This is a genomic window from Leclercia sp. AS011, from assembly GCF_037152535.1.
Taxonomy (GTDB): Bacteria; Pseudomonadota; Gammaproteobacteria; order Enterobacterales; family Enterobacteriaceae; genus Enterobacter.
Genome location: NZ_JBBCMA010000001.1, coordinates 1,852,185 through 1,868,610 on the forward strand (window position 1 = coordinate 1,852,185; position 16,426 = coordinate 1,868,610).

17 protein-coding genes and 1 tRNA gene are annotated in these 16,426 nt (G+C 52.7%); 10 read left to right on the top strand and 8 right to left on the bottom strand.

The features are described 5' to 3' along the window. The first annotated feature begins 420 nt into the window (after positions 1 to 420). The 3 genes from WFO70_RS08865 (at position 421) to WFO70_RS08875 (ending at position 4,209) form a co-directional block, all read left to right on the top strand. Positions 421 to 1,860, top strand: coding sequence for an MFS transporter (locus tag WFO70_RS08865; protein ID WP_337016650.1), 1,440 nt, complete (start codon positions 421 to 423; stop codon positions 1,858 to 1,860). A 49-nt stretch (positions 1,861 to 1,909) separates the two neighbouring features. Further along, entirely contained in the window at positions 1,910 to 3,589 is a 1,680-nt protein-coding gene (locus WFO70_RS08870) for a glycoside hydrolase family 43 protein (protein ID WP_337015692.1), read from the top strand. A 332-nt stretch (positions 3,590 to 3,921) separates the two neighbouring features. Beyond that, positions 3,922 to 4,209 carry a hypothetical protein gene (locus WFO70_RS08875; protein ID WP_337015693.1) on the top strand — a complete coding sequence of 96 codons (288 nt, stop codon included), beginning with the start codon at positions 3,922 to 3,924 and terminating at the stop codon, positions 4,207 to 4,209. A 125-nt stretch (positions 4,210 to 4,334) separates the two neighbouring features. On the opposite strand, the gene WFO70_RS08880 is transcribed toward WFO70_RS08875, so the two are convergent. The 3 genes from WFO70_RS08880 to WFO70_RS08890 form a co-directional block, all read right to left on the bottom strand. Then, positions 4,335 to 4,907 carry a hypothetical protein gene (locus WFO70_RS08880; protein WP_337015694.1) on the bottom strand — a complete coding sequence of 191 codons (573 nt, stop codon included), beginning with the start codon at positions 4,905 to 4,907 and terminating at the stop codon, positions 4,335 to 4,337. 371 nt (positions 4,908 to 5,278) lie between these two features. After that, positions 5,279 to 5,366: transfer RNA gene (locus tag WFO70_RS08885), tRNA-Ser, on the bottom strand. 145 nt (positions 5,367 to 5,511) lie between these two features. Then, entirely contained in the window at positions 5,512 to 7,140 is a 1,629-nt protein-coding gene (locus tag WFO70_RS08890) for an ABC transporter substrate-binding protein (RefSeq protein ID WP_337015695.1), read from the bottom strand. 267 nt (positions 7,141 to 7,407) lie between these two features. Between WFO70_RS08890 and yccA the strand changes: the two genes are divergently transcribed. Both yccA and tusE read left to right on the top strand, forming a co-directional pair. Continuing rightward, a complete protein-coding gene (gene yccA / locus WFO70_RS08895; RefSeq protein ID WP_039029428.1) occupies positions 7,408 to 8,067 on the top strand; it encodes an FtsH protease modulator YccA in 660 nt (219 codons plus the stop codon). Between the two features lie 86 nt (positions 8,068 to 8,153). Further along, positions 8,154 to 8,483 carry a sulfurtransferase TusE gene (gene tusE, locus WFO70_RS08900; protein ID WP_032617485.1) on the top strand — a complete coding sequence of 110 codons (330 nt, stop codon included), beginning with the start codon at positions 8,154 to 8,156 and terminating at the stop codon, positions 8,481 to 8,483. Here tusE and yccX read toward each other — a convergent pair. From yccX to WFO70_RS08915, 3 genes are all read right to left on the bottom strand, one after another. Next, entirely contained in the window at positions 8,480 to 8,761 is a 282-nt protein-coding gene (gene yccX, locus WFO70_RS08905) for an acylphosphatase (protein ID WP_337015696.1), read from the bottom strand. The genes tusE and yccX overlap by 4 nt on opposite strands. A gap of 61 nt (positions 8,762 to 8,822) precedes the next feature. Then, on the bottom strand, positions 8,823 to 9,551 hold the full coding sequence (locus WFO70_RS08910) for a helix-turn-helix transcriptional regulator (protein ID WP_442913371.1): 729 nt from the start codon (positions 9,549 to 9,551) through the stop codon (positions 8,823 to 8,825). Between the two features lie 70 nt (positions 9,552 to 9,621). Then, positions 9,622 to 10,179, bottom strand: coding sequence for a kinase inhibitor (locus tag WFO70_RS08915; RefSeq protein ID WP_337015698.1), 558 nt, complete (start codon positions 10,177 to 10,179; stop codon positions 9,622 to 9,624). A 175-nt stretch (positions 10,180 to 10,354) separates the two neighbouring features. On the opposite strand from WFO70_RS08915, the gene rlmI reads away from it, so the two are divergent. Both rlmI and hspQ read left to right on the top strand, forming a co-directional pair. Next, entirely contained in the window at positions 10,355 to 11,545 is a 1,191-nt protein-coding gene (gene rlmI / locus WFO70_RS08920; protein WP_337015699.1) for a 23S rRNA (cytosine(1962)-C(5))-methyltransferase RlmI, read from the top strand. A 60-nt stretch (positions 11,546 to 11,605) separates the two neighbouring features. Next, complete coding sequence (gene hspQ, locus WFO70_RS08925) at positions 11,606 to 11,923, top strand: heat shock protein HspQ (protein WP_032617412.1); 318 nt, start codon at positions 11,606 to 11,608, stop codon at positions 11,921 to 11,923. 38 nt (positions 11,924 to 11,961) lie between these two features. Here the strand turns inward: hspQ and WFO70_RS08930 are convergent, their stop codons facing one another. Next, complete coding sequence (locus WFO70_RS08930) at positions 11,962 to 12,375, bottom strand: CoA-binding protein (protein ID WP_337015700.1); 414 nt, start codon at positions 12,373 to 12,375, stop codon at positions 11,962 to 11,964. Positions 12,376 to 12,546: 171 nt separating this feature from the next. On the opposite strand from WFO70_RS08930, the gene csgI reads away from it, so the two are divergent. Beyond that, complete coding sequence (csgI, locus tag WFO70_RS08935) at positions 12,547 to 13,209, top strand: curli synthesis inhibitor (RefSeq protein WP_337015701.1); 663 nt, start codon at positions 12,547 to 12,549, stop codon at positions 13,207 to 13,209. Between the two features lie 79 nt (positions 13,210 to 13,288). Next, entirely contained in the window at positions 13,289 to 13,747 is a 459-nt protein-coding gene (mgsA, locus tag WFO70_RS08940) for a methylglyoxal synthase (protein WP_337015702.1), read from the top strand. Positions 13,748 to 13,786: 39 nt separating this feature from the next. Here the strand turns inward: mgsA and helD are convergent, their stop codons facing one another. Further along, positions 13,787 to 15,841 carry a DNA helicase IV gene (gene helD / locus WFO70_RS08945; protein ID WP_337015703.1) on the bottom strand — a complete coding sequence of 685 codons (2,055 nt, stop codon included), beginning with the start codon at positions 15,839 to 15,841 and terminating at the stop codon, positions 13,787 to 13,789. Between the two features lie 123 nt (positions 15,842 to 15,964). Between helD and WFO70_RS08950 the strand changes: the two genes are divergently transcribed. Continuing rightward, the gene (locus WFO70_RS08950; RefSeq protein ID WP_337015705.1) at positions 15,965 to 16,411 is read left to right on the top strand and encodes a YccF domain-containing protein; all 447 of its coding nucleotides are present in this window, start codon (positions 15,965 to 15,967) and stop codon (positions 16,409 to 16,411) included. Positions 16,412 to 16,426: the final 15 nt, after the last annotated feature.

Consider the following 16,426-nt stretch of genomic DNA (forward strand, 5'->3'; position numbering starts at 1 on the left):
TTCAGACAATAACCACCCGGTTCCGGACTGACAAAATATGTCGCTATCATCAGAACAAGTTGATTTTATTTTTTTAGGGGCTAGAGGTTTCACACAATTATCGTAAGGCTATCTCCTTCACTCAGATTTATTATTCAAAGCGCGCTCTCGCCAAACGTAGAATGCGACAAATAATTGGCTGGGACATACCCTCTATTTTCCTGGCCGCCTGCTCAATTACGTTATTTCACTATCCGGGTAAGATAATGCTCAAACGTGAAGCGCGTCGCAAAAATACCCTTATGTTTCGACGATCACAGAAGTAAAAAAACATAATTAATTAATTTAAAAACGTAATGGATACCCCGGGCCACCTGTGTCAGAAAGAGCTTAACATTCATAAAACAAATCGGAGATCGGATTAGAATGCGTAAAACGATAATGCAAAGCCGGCATGATGAATATCATAAATTATCGCGTGGCGAGCGTATTGGCTACGGGATGGGGGACTTTGCACAAAACCTGGTGTTTGGCACTATTGGTGGTTTTCTGGCGCTTCACATGTTGACGGTAAATACCATCGGCACTGCGACGGCAGGATTTATATTTCTTTTTGTACGCATCATCAATGTGTTTTGGGATCCGATGGTGGGCACCTATGTTGATAAAAGAAGTTCATCGGCTGGCAAATATCGTCCCTGGATTTTAAGAGCGGGCGTTCCACTCGTTATTCTTTCCGCTTTACTTTTTGCGCCTATTCCCGGCGTAAAAGGTTCCGTTCCCTTTGCTTTTATCGTTTATCTGGCCCTGGATCTGGTTTATTCCGTGGTGAACATTCCTTATGGTTCATTGAATGCTTCCCTGACGCGCGATCCTGAATCTATTGATAAACTGACCAGTACGCGCATGATGCTGGCGAACAGTGCCAATCTTCTGGTTTATACCCTCTTCCCCATGTTTGTCCAGATGGCCTCGCCGAAAGATCGCAGCCTTAAGGATACGGGTTTCTTTGGGCTTGAACTTAATATGGGGAACTATACCGATCCCTCGGCGAATTACGCCTGGTTTGGCGTTTACGCGATCTATATGATAATTGGCGCGGTGGCATTGTTCATTTGTTATAAATTCACCAAAGAACGCGTTGTTGCCTCTGCTGAACAAACGGCCAACGTCAAAACGACAGATTTATTCCTTGAACTCAAAAATAACCGCCCACTGGTTATTCTCGGGCTCTTTTTCATGCTGGCCTTTACCTTCATGTTCTTCATGAATACGGTAAATGGCTTTTTCAATCAGTTTGTGGTCGGCCATTCCGAATGGATGGGTGCAGTTGGCCTTGTCGCGTCCATTCCGGGCATCCTGTTCCCCATTTTTTGGCCGAAACTCAAGAAAATTTTTGGTAAAAAAGGCTTCTTCCACGTTTTCCTCGGCATGTTTATTGTCGGGGAGTTACTGACTTACGTCTGGTCACGCGAGGGTATGCATGATGCGCTCTGGCTGGCTTACATCGCCACCTTCATTAAACAGTGGGGCTTAACCTCGGCGACCGGGTTCATGTGGGCGCTGGTCCCTGAAGTGATTGCTTATGGTGAATTAAAATCCGGCAAGCGCAATGCCGCTATTATCAATGCCATTATGGGGCTCTTTTTCAAGATTGGTTTTACTATCGGCGGAGCGATTCCACTGTGGTTACTGGCGGCCTATGGCTTTAGCGAAACAGGGGCACAACAAAGTGCCAGTGCTATAGACGGAATTATTATTACCGCAGTTTGGATCCCCATCGTATTAGCGGTGATCTCAATGATCGTTATTCATATTTATCCCATCTCAGATAAACACGTCACCGATATCAACCGTCAGCTGGATGAGATACGCGTGTAATTCAAAGATAATTTAGAACTCTGAAAATTAATGAGAAAGGTAGAATGATATGTCACTTATTCAGAACCCTGTCCTGCCTGGTTTTAACCCGGACCCCAGTATTATTCGTGTCGGAGACACCTACTATATCGCAAACTCAACCTTTGAGTGGTTTCCTGGCGTTCGTCTGCATGAGTCAAAAGATCTGCAACACTGGAATCTGCTGCCCAGTCCGTTGTCTACCACCACCCTGTTAGATATGCGCGGCAATCCTTCATCAGGCGGGATTTGGGCTCCGGCGCTCTCTTACGCCGACGGTAAATTCTGGCTGGTTTATACCGATGTGAAAATCACGGAGGGCGCTTTCAAGGACATGACAAATTATCTGACCACCGCCACCGATATTCGTGGTCCCTGGACAGATCCCATCAAACTTAACGGCGTCGGTTTCGATGCATCACTCTTTCATGATGAAGACGGGCGTAAATACCTGGTTCAACAGACCTGGGATCATCGGGAGTATCATCATCCCTTTGATGGCATCACCTTGACGGAGCTGGATACCCGGACACTCAAATTAAAACCAGAAACCGCACGGACGATTTATCGCGGCACTGCCGTGGCACTGGTTGAGGGGCCACATCTCTATAAACTGAACGGCTATTACTATCTCTTTGCCGCTCAGGGGGGGACCGTGTTTACCCATCAGGAGGTGGTTGCGCGTTCCAGAACCTTAGAGGCCAACAGCTTTGAAACAGAGCCAGGCGACGTATTCTTAACCAACGTCGATACGCCGGACAGCTATATCCAGAAGCAGGGGCATGGAGCACTGGTCTCTACCCCCGGCGGGGAGTGGTATTACGCCTCGCTTTGCGCCCGTCCGTGGAATCGTCCGGGTGAGTCGGTTTATGATCCCCGCGGCTGGTCAACGCTGGGCCGGGAAACATCCATTCAGAAAGTGTACTGGGATGACGAGGGCTGGCCACGTATTGCAGGAGGTCATGGTGGCAAGACCTTTGTTGAAGGACCAGCCGATGCCATTTATACAGAAAGCGCTAAAGATCATAGCCAGCACGATGATTTCACCGCTGCGGAACTCGATATTAACTGGAATACCCTTCGCGTTCCGTTCACTGAAAAAATGGGAACCACGGGCGATGGAAGGTTAACGCTAACGGGACAAGGTTCTTTAGCCAATACCCATGATCTTTCGCTGATTGCGCGACGCTGGCAGGCCTTTTATTTTGATGCTCAGGTTAAGGTCAAATTCAATCCATTCAGTTATCAACAGATGGCTGGCTTGACGAATTATTATAATGACCGCCACTGGAGTTTCGTTTTCATTACCTGGAATGAAATTAACGGCCCGGTAATTGAAGTGGGGGAAAATAACCGTGGCAAATATACGTCTTATTTGAAAGATAACGCCATTAAGATCCCGGAAGGAACAGAGTACGTCTGGTTCCGCACCAAAGTTCGCAAGGAAAGTTATACCTATGAGTACAGCTTTGACGGCGTCAGCTTGACTGAGATCCCGGTCAAATTAGATGCTGCGGTTCTTTCCGATGATTATGTCCTGCAAAGCTACGGTGGGTTCTTTACCGGTGCCTTCGTTGGCCTCGCGGCTGTCGACTACTCCGGTTACGACGCCAGCGCAGAGTTTTATGATTTCGTTTATCAGGAGCTGGGGGACAGGTTGACTGGAAATGACGCGTACAGCTGGAACGCAAGCGAATCACGGTTTGGTTAAAGACTGACATACCTGCGTTATCGCAATGATAACGCAGGTTTTAAGGGTCTATCAGGTACGGATGATTTTCAGAATATCTCTTAGTGCCTGACATTAGCACCATGATTATTAGTAGGTTTATCATAAATGATTCAGGTATTGTTGCTGAAATGATTATCATATAATACTTTGAAATTTTCATAGTAACGCTGGTTTTTAAGAAGTTGATTAAATCATTAAGTTTCCTAAAAATATATGCTTAAATTAGCTTCGCGATAGAGTATATGAATAGATGGTTTATGGCGAGTTATATACTTACAGCAAATACAGCATTACTAATAAGAGGCAATAAGATGAAGAAGACACTATTCATAATAATTTTATTGGGAATGAGCGCATCGGTTACTGCCGGTGAAGCGCATTTTTGCGGTTCGCCTGAAGTCAGCGCTCTGGCAAGCGGTCGCCAGGATATTGATGACAGCACCGTTTTCACCTGCGGTGGTGGTGTTAAAGGCACTCTTCCAGAACTGGCAAAACAGGGCTGGAAAATTGTGCAAGTAAGCGATCAGATGGCATCAACTTCCCAGATGGATCCGAGTAAAGCCACTGTCTATTCGCGTTTGATTATACAGAAAGACTGAATGCTTTCGATTGCAGTATATTCTTTATAAACTTAGCGCTACGACAGAACAGAGATTCCCGGCACAAATACCGGGAATCAGAAAAACATCTAATGTCATAAAAGAATAATTGGACAGGATCTTAATCAAAGATAGGGGAACATTTTAAAAGCCGACCATAGGGTATCATTGAGGGCAACAAGCCCAACGGAAATATAGGCCAGTAGCGCGAGAAATCCTGTCAGGTATAAAATGGGCTTTTTAAGTTTTCGCCGGAATTTATAAAAAACGACTGTAGTGATCGCCATCATAATGGCCTGCCACATCAAATGTGTACCCGGATCGTAGGGATTAACCACACTTCCAATCATCATAGGTACAGTAAGAATCGTATAAGCCCCCTTCAGTACAAACCATACGATCCCGCCAGGAACTGCGAGAATACCGCCCTGATAAACTAACATACCCGCAGAATTGAGCCCGGGAATGAGAATTAATCCAAAAATAATTGCCCAAACCATACAGGCGACTATGAGATACCCAATTGCCTGGCCTATAACCTGATCGCCCTCGGGCGACGACTTAAGAGCGGTGTTAGCAAGTTCTGACTGATATTTTTCTTTCCCGTCTGCAATTCGCGCCTGTGATTCAGTATCGTACTGTACATGAGGCCGGGCATTTGTTACATAATTCCCATCACCATCTTGTCTTACACCCATAACAAACCCTCTTTATTATAATTAGCCTTGATGTTTAGTTAACTACTTATTTTCTTATGAGAATTTACTCAAATCTATCTTCAGGTGGATATTGTAACTAAGTAGGAAAGAAAATGAAGATACCAGAGATATTATATTTTCATTGCAATATGAATGATTTTATTCTTAATTGCCATTACTGTTGATTAAATCATTCTTGTCTTAATCCCTGCCCTTACGGCTGGCGGCCGCAAAATTGACCACTGCCTGTCATGACCAGTGGGACCCTGCTCATTGAGCTGGTTAAACTCATTGTTCAAATGACATCAGCTTTTAGTAAAAACAGCAAAACAAAAAGCCCTGCGATATTGCTATCGCAGGGCTTTCAAATTTGGCGGAAGCGTAGAGATTCGAACTCTAGAACCCTTTCGGGTCGCCGGTTTTCAAGACCGGTGCCTTCAACCGCTCGGCCACGCTTCCTAAGTGAGGCGAACTATAAACACCTCCGTATGCGCTGTAAAGTCTGCGCACAATCGTTCGCCTGAAAAATAGTCAAAATGCGTTTAATCGGTTGAACAGACGACATTCTGACCATTTTATCAGCACAAAATCTTACCGCCGATCCTCAGTGCTTTTTGATGTACATGTCTTTGGTGAAATAGTACCCCAGCTTATCCGGCGTAAAGCCCCCTACCCAGGGTTTGACCAGGTGGGTACGAACGTAGTGATAGACCGGGATTGCCGGTACGTCCCGGGCCAGCAGATCTTCAGCCTGCTGATAGAAGGTGCCGCGCTCGGCGGTGGTCTTCGCTTTTGCGGCGTTGTCCAGCGCCTCATCATAGGCCGGATTGCTGTACTGGCTGGTGTTCTGACTGTCGCCAGTACGGAAGTTATTCAGGAAGGTGGCCGCATCGTCGTAATCGGCGATCCAGGCGTAGCGCACCGCATCAAAGTTGTGGGTGTGCATGGTGTCCAGCATCGTTTTCCACTCCTGGTTTTGCAGCTTCGCCTCCACGCCGAGGTTTTTCTTCCACATCGAGCTGGCAGCGATGGCAATCCGCTGGTGCGACTCCGAGGTGTTATACAGCAGATTAAAGCTCAGCGGATGGCTGTCGTTATAGCCCGCCTCGTTCAGCAATTTTTTCGCTTCGGCAATGCGTTTTTCCAGCGGCCAGCTGGCGTAGTCCGGATTGTGCAGTTTGACCCCGCCGATATCCGGCTGGCTGATGACCCACGCCGGACGCTGCCCCTGCCCTAACACCTTCCCGGCGATAATGTCTTTATCCAGCGCCAGGTTCAGCGCCTGACGCACGCGCGGGTCGTTAAACGGCTTGCGGGTGGTGTTGAATTCGTAGTAATAGGTCGCCAGCTGCGGGGAGACATCCAGCTCGCTGCCCAGCGTTTTTTTCAGCTGGGCAAACTGGTTGATCGGCACGGTGTAGACAATATCAATTTCGTCCGCCTTGTAACGGTTGACGTCGGCGGCTTCGGAGGCGATCGGCAGGTATGTCACCTTGTTGATCACCGTATGGGCGTTGTCCCAGTAGCGCGGGTTACGCTCGGCGATGATCCGCTCGTTGACCACCCACTGGCTGAGGGTATAGGCCCCGCTGCTGACAAAGTGCTCCGGCTTGGTCCACTTATCGCCATAGCGGCCAATCAGCACTTTATCGACCGGCACCAGCGACGGGTGCGCCAGCATGGCAAGGAAGGCGGCGTTAGGCTGGTTCAGCGTCACTTCAAGGGTGCTGTCGTTCAGGGCTTTAACTCCCAGGGTGTCAGGAGATTTCTTGCCCTCGGCGATATCGGTGGCGTTCAGCAGATGCATGCTGCCGGGGTAGCTGGCGTACGGCGAAGCAGTTTTGGTATCCACCAGCCTTTGCCAGCTCCAGACCACATCCTGAGCGGTGATGGCGGTGCCGTCGCTCCAGGTGATGCCCGGGCGGAGATGGAACGTCCAGACGGTGTTGTCTTTGTTCTCCCATTTTTCCGCCAGCCGCGGCTGGATCTGCCCGTCCGGCGAGACGCTGACCAGCCCGTCGAACAAATCGCTGATAATATTGAATTCGACGTCGCTTTCAACTTTATGGGGATCGAGCGATGCCGGTTCATTGCCATTATTCCTGACCAGTTCCTGCTTCTCTGCCAGCTCAGTTCCTGCCGGCACGCTGGCAGCAAAGGCCGTTGCGCTTGCGCAAAGGATCCCTGCCGTCAGCAAAGAGAGGGTAAATGTAGCGCGTGATGATGGTTTCATGTCCTTCGCCTTATAGTTTAGTTTTGACGATGCCAAATAACTCTTAGCGTTGCGTCCGGAATAAGGCAATATATTTCAGTGACCTATAAGAGCTTGATCTGATTAATCCTGACGAACCGCAGTTCGTTCTGCATAGATTGCGTTGTGGAATATTTCATGCTGGCTCTACCCCTAACACGCTGAGTAAAGATGGGTAAAACCACTTTGTAACCGGCGCGTCGTTTTCTATTCTTGCCGTTAATTACATCTGTCATAAGAGAGTGACTCATGGATCGTATTATTAGTTCTTCACGCGACCGCACATCGCTGCTCAGCACCCACAAGGTGCTGCGTAATACCTACTTTATGCTCAGCCTGACGCTGGCCTTCTCCGCGCTGACGGCAACCGCCAGCACCGTGCTGATGCTGCCGTCTCCGGGGCTGATCCTGACCCTGGTCGGCATGTACGGTCTGATGTTCCTGACCTACAAAACCGCCGACAAGCCGGTTGGTATTCTGTCTGCGTTCGCCTTTACCGGTTTCCTGGGCTACATCCTGGGGCCAATGCTTAACACCTATCTGTCGGCCGGTATGGGCGATCTGATTGGCCTGGCGCTGGGCGGTACGGCTGCGGTGTTCTTCTGCTGTTCTGCCTATGTCCTGACCACCCGCAAAGACATGTCTTTCCTCGGCGGTATGCTGATGGCGGGCATCGTGGTGGTGCTGATCGGTATGGTGGCGAACATCTTCCTGCAGCTGCCGGCTCTGCACCTGGCCATCAGCGCCGTGTTCATCCTGATCTCCTCCGGGGCGATCCTGATGGAAACCAGCAACATCATTCATGGCGGCGAGACCAACTACATCCGCGCTACCGTGAGCCTGTATGTGTCGCTGTATAACATCTTTGTCAGCCTGCTGAGCATCCTCGGCTTCGCCAGCCGCGATTAACCGACAGTGCTGTATCAAAAGCCCCGCTTATGCGGGGCTTTCTTTTTTGGTAAACTGCCGCGGTTTTCGATAAACCTGTGATGATTATGCTGAACTTTGAAGGTAAAGAGATTGAGACCGATAGCGAAGGCTATCTGAAAGAGACCAGCCAGTGGAGCGAAGGGCTGGCGGCTGTCATTGCCGAAAAAGAGTCTATCGCCCTGACGCCGGAGCACTGGGAAGTGGTGCGGTTCGTGCGTGATTTCTATCTGGAATTTAATACCTCTCCCGCCATTCGCATGCTGGTGAAAGCGATGGCCAATAAGTATGGCGAGGAGAAAGGCAACAGCCGCTATCTGTATCGTCTGTTCCCGAAAGGCCCGGCAAAACAGGCGACCAAGATCGCCGGCCTGCCTAAGCCCGTGAAGTGCATTTAATAGCGAATACCGAAATTAACGTATTCCCGCTCGGGTTGATGTGGTTCTGACAGGACCTTTTCAACCCGGGCGATGCGCGGCCCGCCCGCCTTAAGCCAGGCGAGCAGTTTGTCGACCTGCTCCGCTTCACCGCAGGCTACCACCTCGACGCTGCCGTCATCCATATTGCGCGCGTACCCGGTCAACCCCAGATCTGTGGCTTCACGCTGCGTGCTGTAACGAAAGCCAACCCCCTGAACCGTGCCGTGAACCCACGCGATAGTGCAGACTTTTGCCATACTCTTTCCCCTTATCCGTGCCAGGCCCTGACCACAAGAATAGCAAATTATGGCCTGACGATTAGCGTAACGTTTTGGGTAAACAGCCGTAATGCTGGCGAAAACGGGCCGTAAAACGCGAGCTGGAAAGATACCCGCACTGCATAGCGATCTCACCGACCGGCAGCCGGGTCGACTGAAGCTGAGAGAGCGCCACCGCCATACGCACCTCCTCCACAATCTGGCGAAAGCTGTGCGACTCTTCGCGCAAGCGCCGACGCAGGGTCGGCACGCTGACGGCCAGACGACTGGCAACATCCTGCGCGGTCCATGCCCGGCCGGGTGACATCATGATGAACTGTCGCACCTGTTCCGTGAGATTGATATTGCGCTCGATAAGCAGCGGCCCCGCCACCCCGTCGTGCAGCAGCGCCAGCAGCAGCCCGAAGGCCTGATGCTTTTGCAATTCGTCGGGAAAATCATGCCGCACCGCATGCAGCAGATTGCCCCACATAAAGCCCAGTCCTTCGCTGAGCGGTGCGCAGAGCGAGTCGGTTTTGCTCCGCGGCCACGCCTGCAGGTAACGGGTTTTAAACTCCGCAATAATGTCCGGTGACAACAGCAGCAAATCAGAATGAAAAATACCCTGCGCAGGCTGATTAATGATTTCCATCGGCGTATTGGCCGGGATGATGATTAACTCATCGGGCGTGGCGACCAGGCGGCTATCCTCATGAATAATCACCTTACTGCCGTGCGTAATATGACAGATGGCAGGATAGAAAAGCTTAACCTGGTGCAGGCGATGCATTTTGCTGGCATTGACCTCAGCCGCGGTCAGATGTTTATGTTGAAAATGAAAATCCTGCACCGGGCCACCCCTATCTTGCGTATGTTGCGGTTAATTGCGCCTTCGCCAGCGCGTGGCTGTTGAGCATAAAGCCGACCAGCGCGCCGCTGGCGTTTTCATCAATGGGCAGCTTATCCACATCCAGCGCCCAGACGGTGATCTGGTACGGGTGAGGCTTGTCTCCCTCCGGCGGGCACGCACCGCCAAAGCCAGAGTAACCGAAATCATTACGTCCCTGTACCGCCCCTGCGGGTAATTTCTCGTTATTCTGGTTTCCGGCACCGGCGGGCAGGTCCCGGGTTTGTGCCGGTATGTTCACCACCGTCCAGTGCCACCAGCCGCTGCCGGTCGGCGCTGCGGGATCATAAACGGTAATGGCAAAACTTTTGGTGCCCGGCGGCTGGTTTTTCCATGTCAGCTGCGGCGATTGATTGTCGCCATGACAGCCAAACCCGTTGAAGACCTGATTCTGTGTTAATCGCTGTTCAGCCGAAATATCCCGGCTGTTGAGGCTGAAAGGTAATGCCGCTGAGACAGTAAAACTCATCCCCGCCAGAGTGACTGCTGCGATTGCAATGTGCTTTTTCATTAGAGTTTCCTTTTGCTGAGCTGGAAACCACACTGTAAATCCCGCAGCAAAGGGGTAATGTGCCAGAGCGATTTTGATTTGTGCCGAAACGCTCAATAGTGTCCGCAGATGATTGCCACTGACCATCTGTGCTACTCTACGCGCCATTTCCCTGGAATCGACAGAATAGTAAATTATGAGTGTACGTTTAGTGTTAGCCAAAGGGCGCGATAAATCCTTGTTGCGCCGCCATCCCTGGGTCTTCTCCGGCGCGGTTGCGCGTATGGAAGGCAAAGCCAGTCTCGGTGAAACCATCGATATCGTTGATCATCAGGGGAAATGGTTAGCGCGCGGCGCATACTCGCCAGCATCGCAGATCCGCGCCCGCGTCTGGACCTTCGATAAAGATGAAACCATCGACATCGACTTCTTCGTTCGTCGTCTGCAGCAGGCACAGCAGTGGCGTGACTGGCTGGCAAAACGCGACGGGCTGGACAGCTATCGCCTCATCGCCGGTGAGTCCGACGGCCTACCGGGCGTGACCATCGACCGTTTCGGTAACTTCCTGGTGCTGCAGCTGTTAAGCGCCGGGGCTGAATATCAGCGCGCGGCGTTAATCAGCGCCCTGCAGGCGCAGTATCCCGAGTGCGCCATTTACGATCGCAGCGACGTTGCGGTGCGTAAAAAAGAGGGAATGGAGCTGACCCAGGGCCCGGTCACCGGTGAACTGCCGCCTGCCCTGCTGCCTATCGAAGAGCACGGCATGAAACTGCTGGTGGATATTCAGGGCGGCCATAAGACCGGTTACTACCTCGATCAGCGCGACAGCCGTCTGGCGACCCGCCAGTATGTTGCCGATAAACGTGTACTGAACTGCTTCTCCTACACCGGCGGCTTTGCGGTTTCGGCCCTGATGGGCGGCTGCAGCCAGGTGGTGAGCGTGGATACCTCGCAGGAAGCGCTGGACGTGGCAAAGCAGAACGTTGAGCTGAACAAGCTGGATCTGAGCAAAGCCGAATTTGTCCGCGACGATGTCTTTAAACTGCTGCGCAAATACCGCGACCAGGGCGAGAAGTTTGACGTGATCGTGATGGATCCGCCGAAGTTCGTGGAAAATAAAAACCAGCTGATGGGGGCCTGCCGCGGCTATAAAGACATCAACATGCTGGCGATCCAGCTGCTTAACCCGGGCGGGGTGCTGCTGACCTTCTCCTGTTCTGGCCTAATGACCACCGAATTGTTCCAGAAAATTATCGCCGATGCCGCTGTAGATGCCGGGCGTGATGTACAATTTATAGAGCAGTTCCGTCAGGCGGCCGATCATCCGGTGATCGCTACCTATCCGGAAGGGCTGTATCTGAAAGGATTTGCCTGTCGCATCATGTAACTTGAAAAGTGGAATGTTGCCCTCACCTATAGAGTAAGTAACGTTTCCCGGGAGGTGACTATGATTGCCAGCAAATTCGGTATCGGCCAGCAGGTCCGCCACTCCCTGTTAGGATACCTGGGCGTGGTCGTGGATATCGACCCGGAATATTCCCTCGACGAACCGTCAGCCGATGAGCTGGCGGTGAACGCAGAACTCCGCGCCGCCCCCTGGTACCACGTGGTGATGGAAGACGACGAAGGCCAGGCCGTGCATACCTATCTTGCCGAAGCCCAGCTCAGTGGCGAGCAGCAGGATGAACACCCTGAACAGCCTTCCATGGATGAACTGGCGCAAACGATCCGCAGACAGTTACAGGCCCCGCGCCTGCGCAACTAACGAAAAACCCGGCAGCCAGGCTGACCGGGTTTTTTTTATTACTTCGCCATCCCCAGGCGAGGGATCTCAATTGCCGGACAGCGGTCCATCACCACATTCATGCCTGCGTCTCGCGCCAGCACCGCCGCCTGTTCGTTAATCACCCCGAGCTGTAACCACAGGGTTTTCGCCCCGACCGCAATGGCTTCCTGGGCCACGCCCCAGGCGGCTTCCGAATTACGGAACACATCCACCATATCGATTTTTTCCGGTACCTCCGTCAGGGTGCCATACCCCTGCTGACCTAACAGCGTTTTACCTGCCACTTTTGGCGATACCGGGATCACGTGATAGCCCTGTTCGAGCAGATATTTCATTACCCGGTAACTGGGACGATCGGGCTTGTCGCTCGCGCCTACCAGCGCAATGGTTCGGGTGGTGGAAAGGATCTCCGCAATATCGTTCTGTTTCATGAAATTCCTCCTGGCGTATTCAACATCAATATCAATGCAGTGAGAGCAACCGGCTATCCCATACGTCTGTATGAGGGCAAATTGCCAGATCATATCTATACGTTAGTAAACATGATTGAAGAAAAATTTTGATACATTATTCGAGACGCGAGTCTTTTAAGAGGGCTTTTTATGAAAACCGGCATTGCCTGGAGTCTGTTTGCGCTGCTCATGCCGGTTTGCGTTTTTGCCACAACGCTGCGGCTCTCTACGGACATCGACCTTCTGGTACTGGACGGAAAAAAAGTCTCCAGTTCCCTGCTGCGCGGTGCGGACAGCATCGAGCTGGATAATGGCCCGCATCAGATTGTATTTCGGGTAGAGAAGACCATTCGCCTCGGCAATCATGAAGAACGGGTCTACATCTCCCCTCCGCTGGTCGCCAGCTTTAACACCCAGCGCATCAGTCAGGTTAATTTTAGCCTTCCCCGGCTGGAAACAGAAAAAGAGTCGCAACTTTTTGATCGTTCGCCGCATATTGAATTACTGGATGGCGATGCGACTCCGATTCCGGTGAAGCTGGATATTCTGGCAATTACCGATACGCCGACCGGCGTGAACTATGAGTACGATACCGAGCGTTACAACAAAGCCGGTCATAGCGCCTCGATACCGGAATTCTCCACCACGATGGCCGATGATAGTACCCTGCTGTCCGGCGTATCCGAGCTGGATATGCCGCCACCGCAGTCGCAAAATCTGACCGAGCAGCGACTCAAATACTGGTTTGCTCAGGCCGATCCTGAAACCCGCAGCCGTTTTCTGCAGTGGGCGAAGCAACAACCCTCGTCCTGAGCCGCAATTTTTGCCCCTTTCTCTTGCAGCGTCAGGTGCTTCCAGTAATCTGTAACCAGTTAACTAACGGATAGAGATTATGGAACTCACAACCCGCACACTGCCGGACCGCAAACATATCGCACTGGTGGCGCACGATCACTGCAAACAGATGCTGCTCAACTGGGTGCAGCGTCACAAATCCCTGCTGGAAAAACATCAGCTGTCAGCCACCGGAACCACCGGTAATCTGATCCATCGCGAAACCGGGCTGCAGGTGAATGCCTTGCTGAGCGGCCCGATGGGTGGCGACCAGCAGGTGGGCGCGCTGATTTCAGAGGGGAAGATTGATGTGCTGATCTTCTTCTGGGATCCCCTGAATGCCGTCCCGCACGATCCGGACGTTAAAGCGCTGCTGCGTCTGGCGACGGTGTGGAACATTCCGGTCGCCACCAACCTGTCGACGGCGGACTTTATCATCGCCTCGCCGCAGTTTAACGACCAGGTGGAGATTTTGATCCCGGATTATCAGCGCTATCTGGCTGAACGTCTGAAGTAAGTATCCGCATTGCCGGGTGGCGGCTTCGCCTTACCCGGCTCAGGGTTTGCGCGCCACCGGCACATCGATGTTTTTCAACATGTCGACAAAACGCGAAGGCTGCTCTTTGTTAAACAGCAGCCAGACGCGGTGACGGGCGCGGGTCATCGCCACGTACAAGAGTCGCCGCTCTTCCGCATCGGGAAACTCTTCCACCGCCGGCAGCAGGGCCTGTTCCATCACCGATTCACGCGCAGGTGCCGGGAAACCATCGCTTCCTTCCTGCAATCCCACCACGATCACGTAATCGGCCTGCTGCCCCTTGCTGGCGTGAATGGTCATAAAATCGAGCTGCAGTTTCGGCCAGCGGGTCGCGGCTTTCTCGAGGCTGGCGGGCTTAAGGTGGTGATAGCGCGCCAGCACCATAATGCGCTCTTCCGGCCTGGCGTAACCGCTCAGTTTATCCAGCAGGGCATCGAGCTGATCCTCTGCCAGCAGCGTGACCGCTTTTTTGTCCCCTGCCGTCAGGCTGTTCAGCGGTTTTGCCAGCTGATGCGGGTTCTGCTGGATAAACCGGTTGGCGATCTCGCCGATCCGGTTATTGAAACGGTAGGTGGTATCAAGATCGCAGCGATCGCCCTCGCCAAAGTAGTGGTGGAACGCCGTGGTCAATGACAGCTGCGCCCCGCTAAAGCGGTAGATCGCCTGCCAGTCATCGCCTACGGCAAACAGAGTGGTGTGCTTGTTCTGCGCCCGCAATGCTGCCAGCAGCGCCGCGCGCTGAGGGGAGATATCCTGAAACTCATCCACCAGGATGTGCTTCCACGGACTGATGAAGCGGCCTTTCTCAAGAATAACGATCGCCTGATGGATCAACCCGGAAAAATCGACAGCATTCTCCTCCTTGAGGGCGGTTTTCCACGCTTTTAACAACGGGGCCATTAACTTCACCCGTTTTGTGAACAGGGCCCGCACCTCTTCGGGCGCGCCGGCAATCATCTCGGCCTGCGCACCGCCGTGCATGCGCATCAGGCTCACCCAGCGATCGAGGCGCGGGGCCAGCCGACGTGCCAGCTTCTCGTTTTGCCAGAAACTGCCTTCCGGTACGCTCCAGTCAAGCTCCTCTTCCAGCCACTGACGCCAGCCCTTGGCCTGCGCTTTTTTCTCGCTGCACTGCTGTTGCCATGCCTCGATAAATATCTGCTGTCGCGCCACGGTGTCATTCTCAAGCTTGCTGACGACCGGCACTTTTTTGCTTCCCTGCTGGATGATGTGCAGGGCAAGGGAGTGGAAGGTCCTGGCGGTAATATCCCGGGTGTGCAGCCGGGCCTCGATCCGCTCGTCCATCTCCTGCGCGGCCTTGCGGCCAAACGCCAGGAGTAAGATTTGCTCGGGAGCGGCTTCATTGCGGGTCAGGAGCCAGCCTGCCCGGGCAACCAGCACCGAGGTTTTACCGCTACCGGCTCCCGCCAGCACCAGCAGCGACTGCTCACCGTTAACCACCGCCCGGGCCTGGGCCGGGTTCAGCGGGGATGACTCAATCCCGGCAAAAAAGTCGGCATACTGGCTGAGCATGGCGGTGGTCCACGCCTGGTTATGCGCCAGCCGGCTCTGGTCAATATCCTCCAGCCAGGCCCGACACTGACGCCAGGCTTCCCGGCAGTTATCAAACTCTTCCAGACGGGAAACCGACAGCGGGAGAGCCTGAATCGCCTGGTTAATTTTCTGCTGCAGGCCCAGGGTTTTGTCCCGCGTCAGCCAGCTGTTTTGCGCGTTGCTGGTGGCAATGTCATTCAGCGCGTTTTGCAGCACCTGCGCTGCCACCTCACTCATTTCAGCACTCCATTGCTGCCAGAGCGTGTTCAGATGGTGGTGAAAACGCTGGGTCTCCGCCCACTCCGTCCCGTGCAGACGCACCACTTTCTCTTCGGGCAGGACAAACTCCAGCTCGCCCCAGACCAGGCCGCGCTTACAGTGAATGGCCAGTAGCTGGTTGAAGGGAATAAGATATTCATGGCGTTCACCGGAGACTTTCACTCCGGCGTTGAGCAGAACGACTTTGTCGTACGGATGTTGTGCCAGGCGTTTGCCTAACGAAGTTGCTTTCAGTTCCATGTCCAGCCCGATCCACGACGTGAGTAATTGCCTGATAGTTTAACTGCCAGTTTTCAGGTGCTCCAGCGCAAAAAAACGTTACAATCAGCAGGGCTTCAACATTACGGAAAGAATTGAGGTTTTATGCGTACCGTTCTGAATATTTTGAATTTTGTCCTGGGTGGTTTTGCCACCACGCTCTCCTGGCTGCTGGCGACGCTGATCAGCGTGGTGCTTATCTTCACCCTGCCGCTGACGCGCTCCTGCTGGGAGATCACCAAACTTTCGCTGGTACCTTACGGTAATGAAGCTGTCCATGTCGACGAGCTGGAGCCTGGCAGCAAAAACGCGCTGATGAATACCGGCGGAACGCTGCTTAACATTCTGTGGCTGATCTTCTTCGGCTGGTGGCTGTGTCTGATGCACATTGCGGCGGGTATCGCCCAGTGTATTACGCTTATCGGGATCCCTGTCGGGATTGCCAATTTCAAAATTGCAGCCATCGCCCTGTGGCCTGTCGGACGCCGGGTCGTCCCGGTTGAAGTGGCTCGCGCCGCGCGGGAAGCCAACGCCCGCCGTCGTTTTCCGTAACAAGGACCCCGTGCG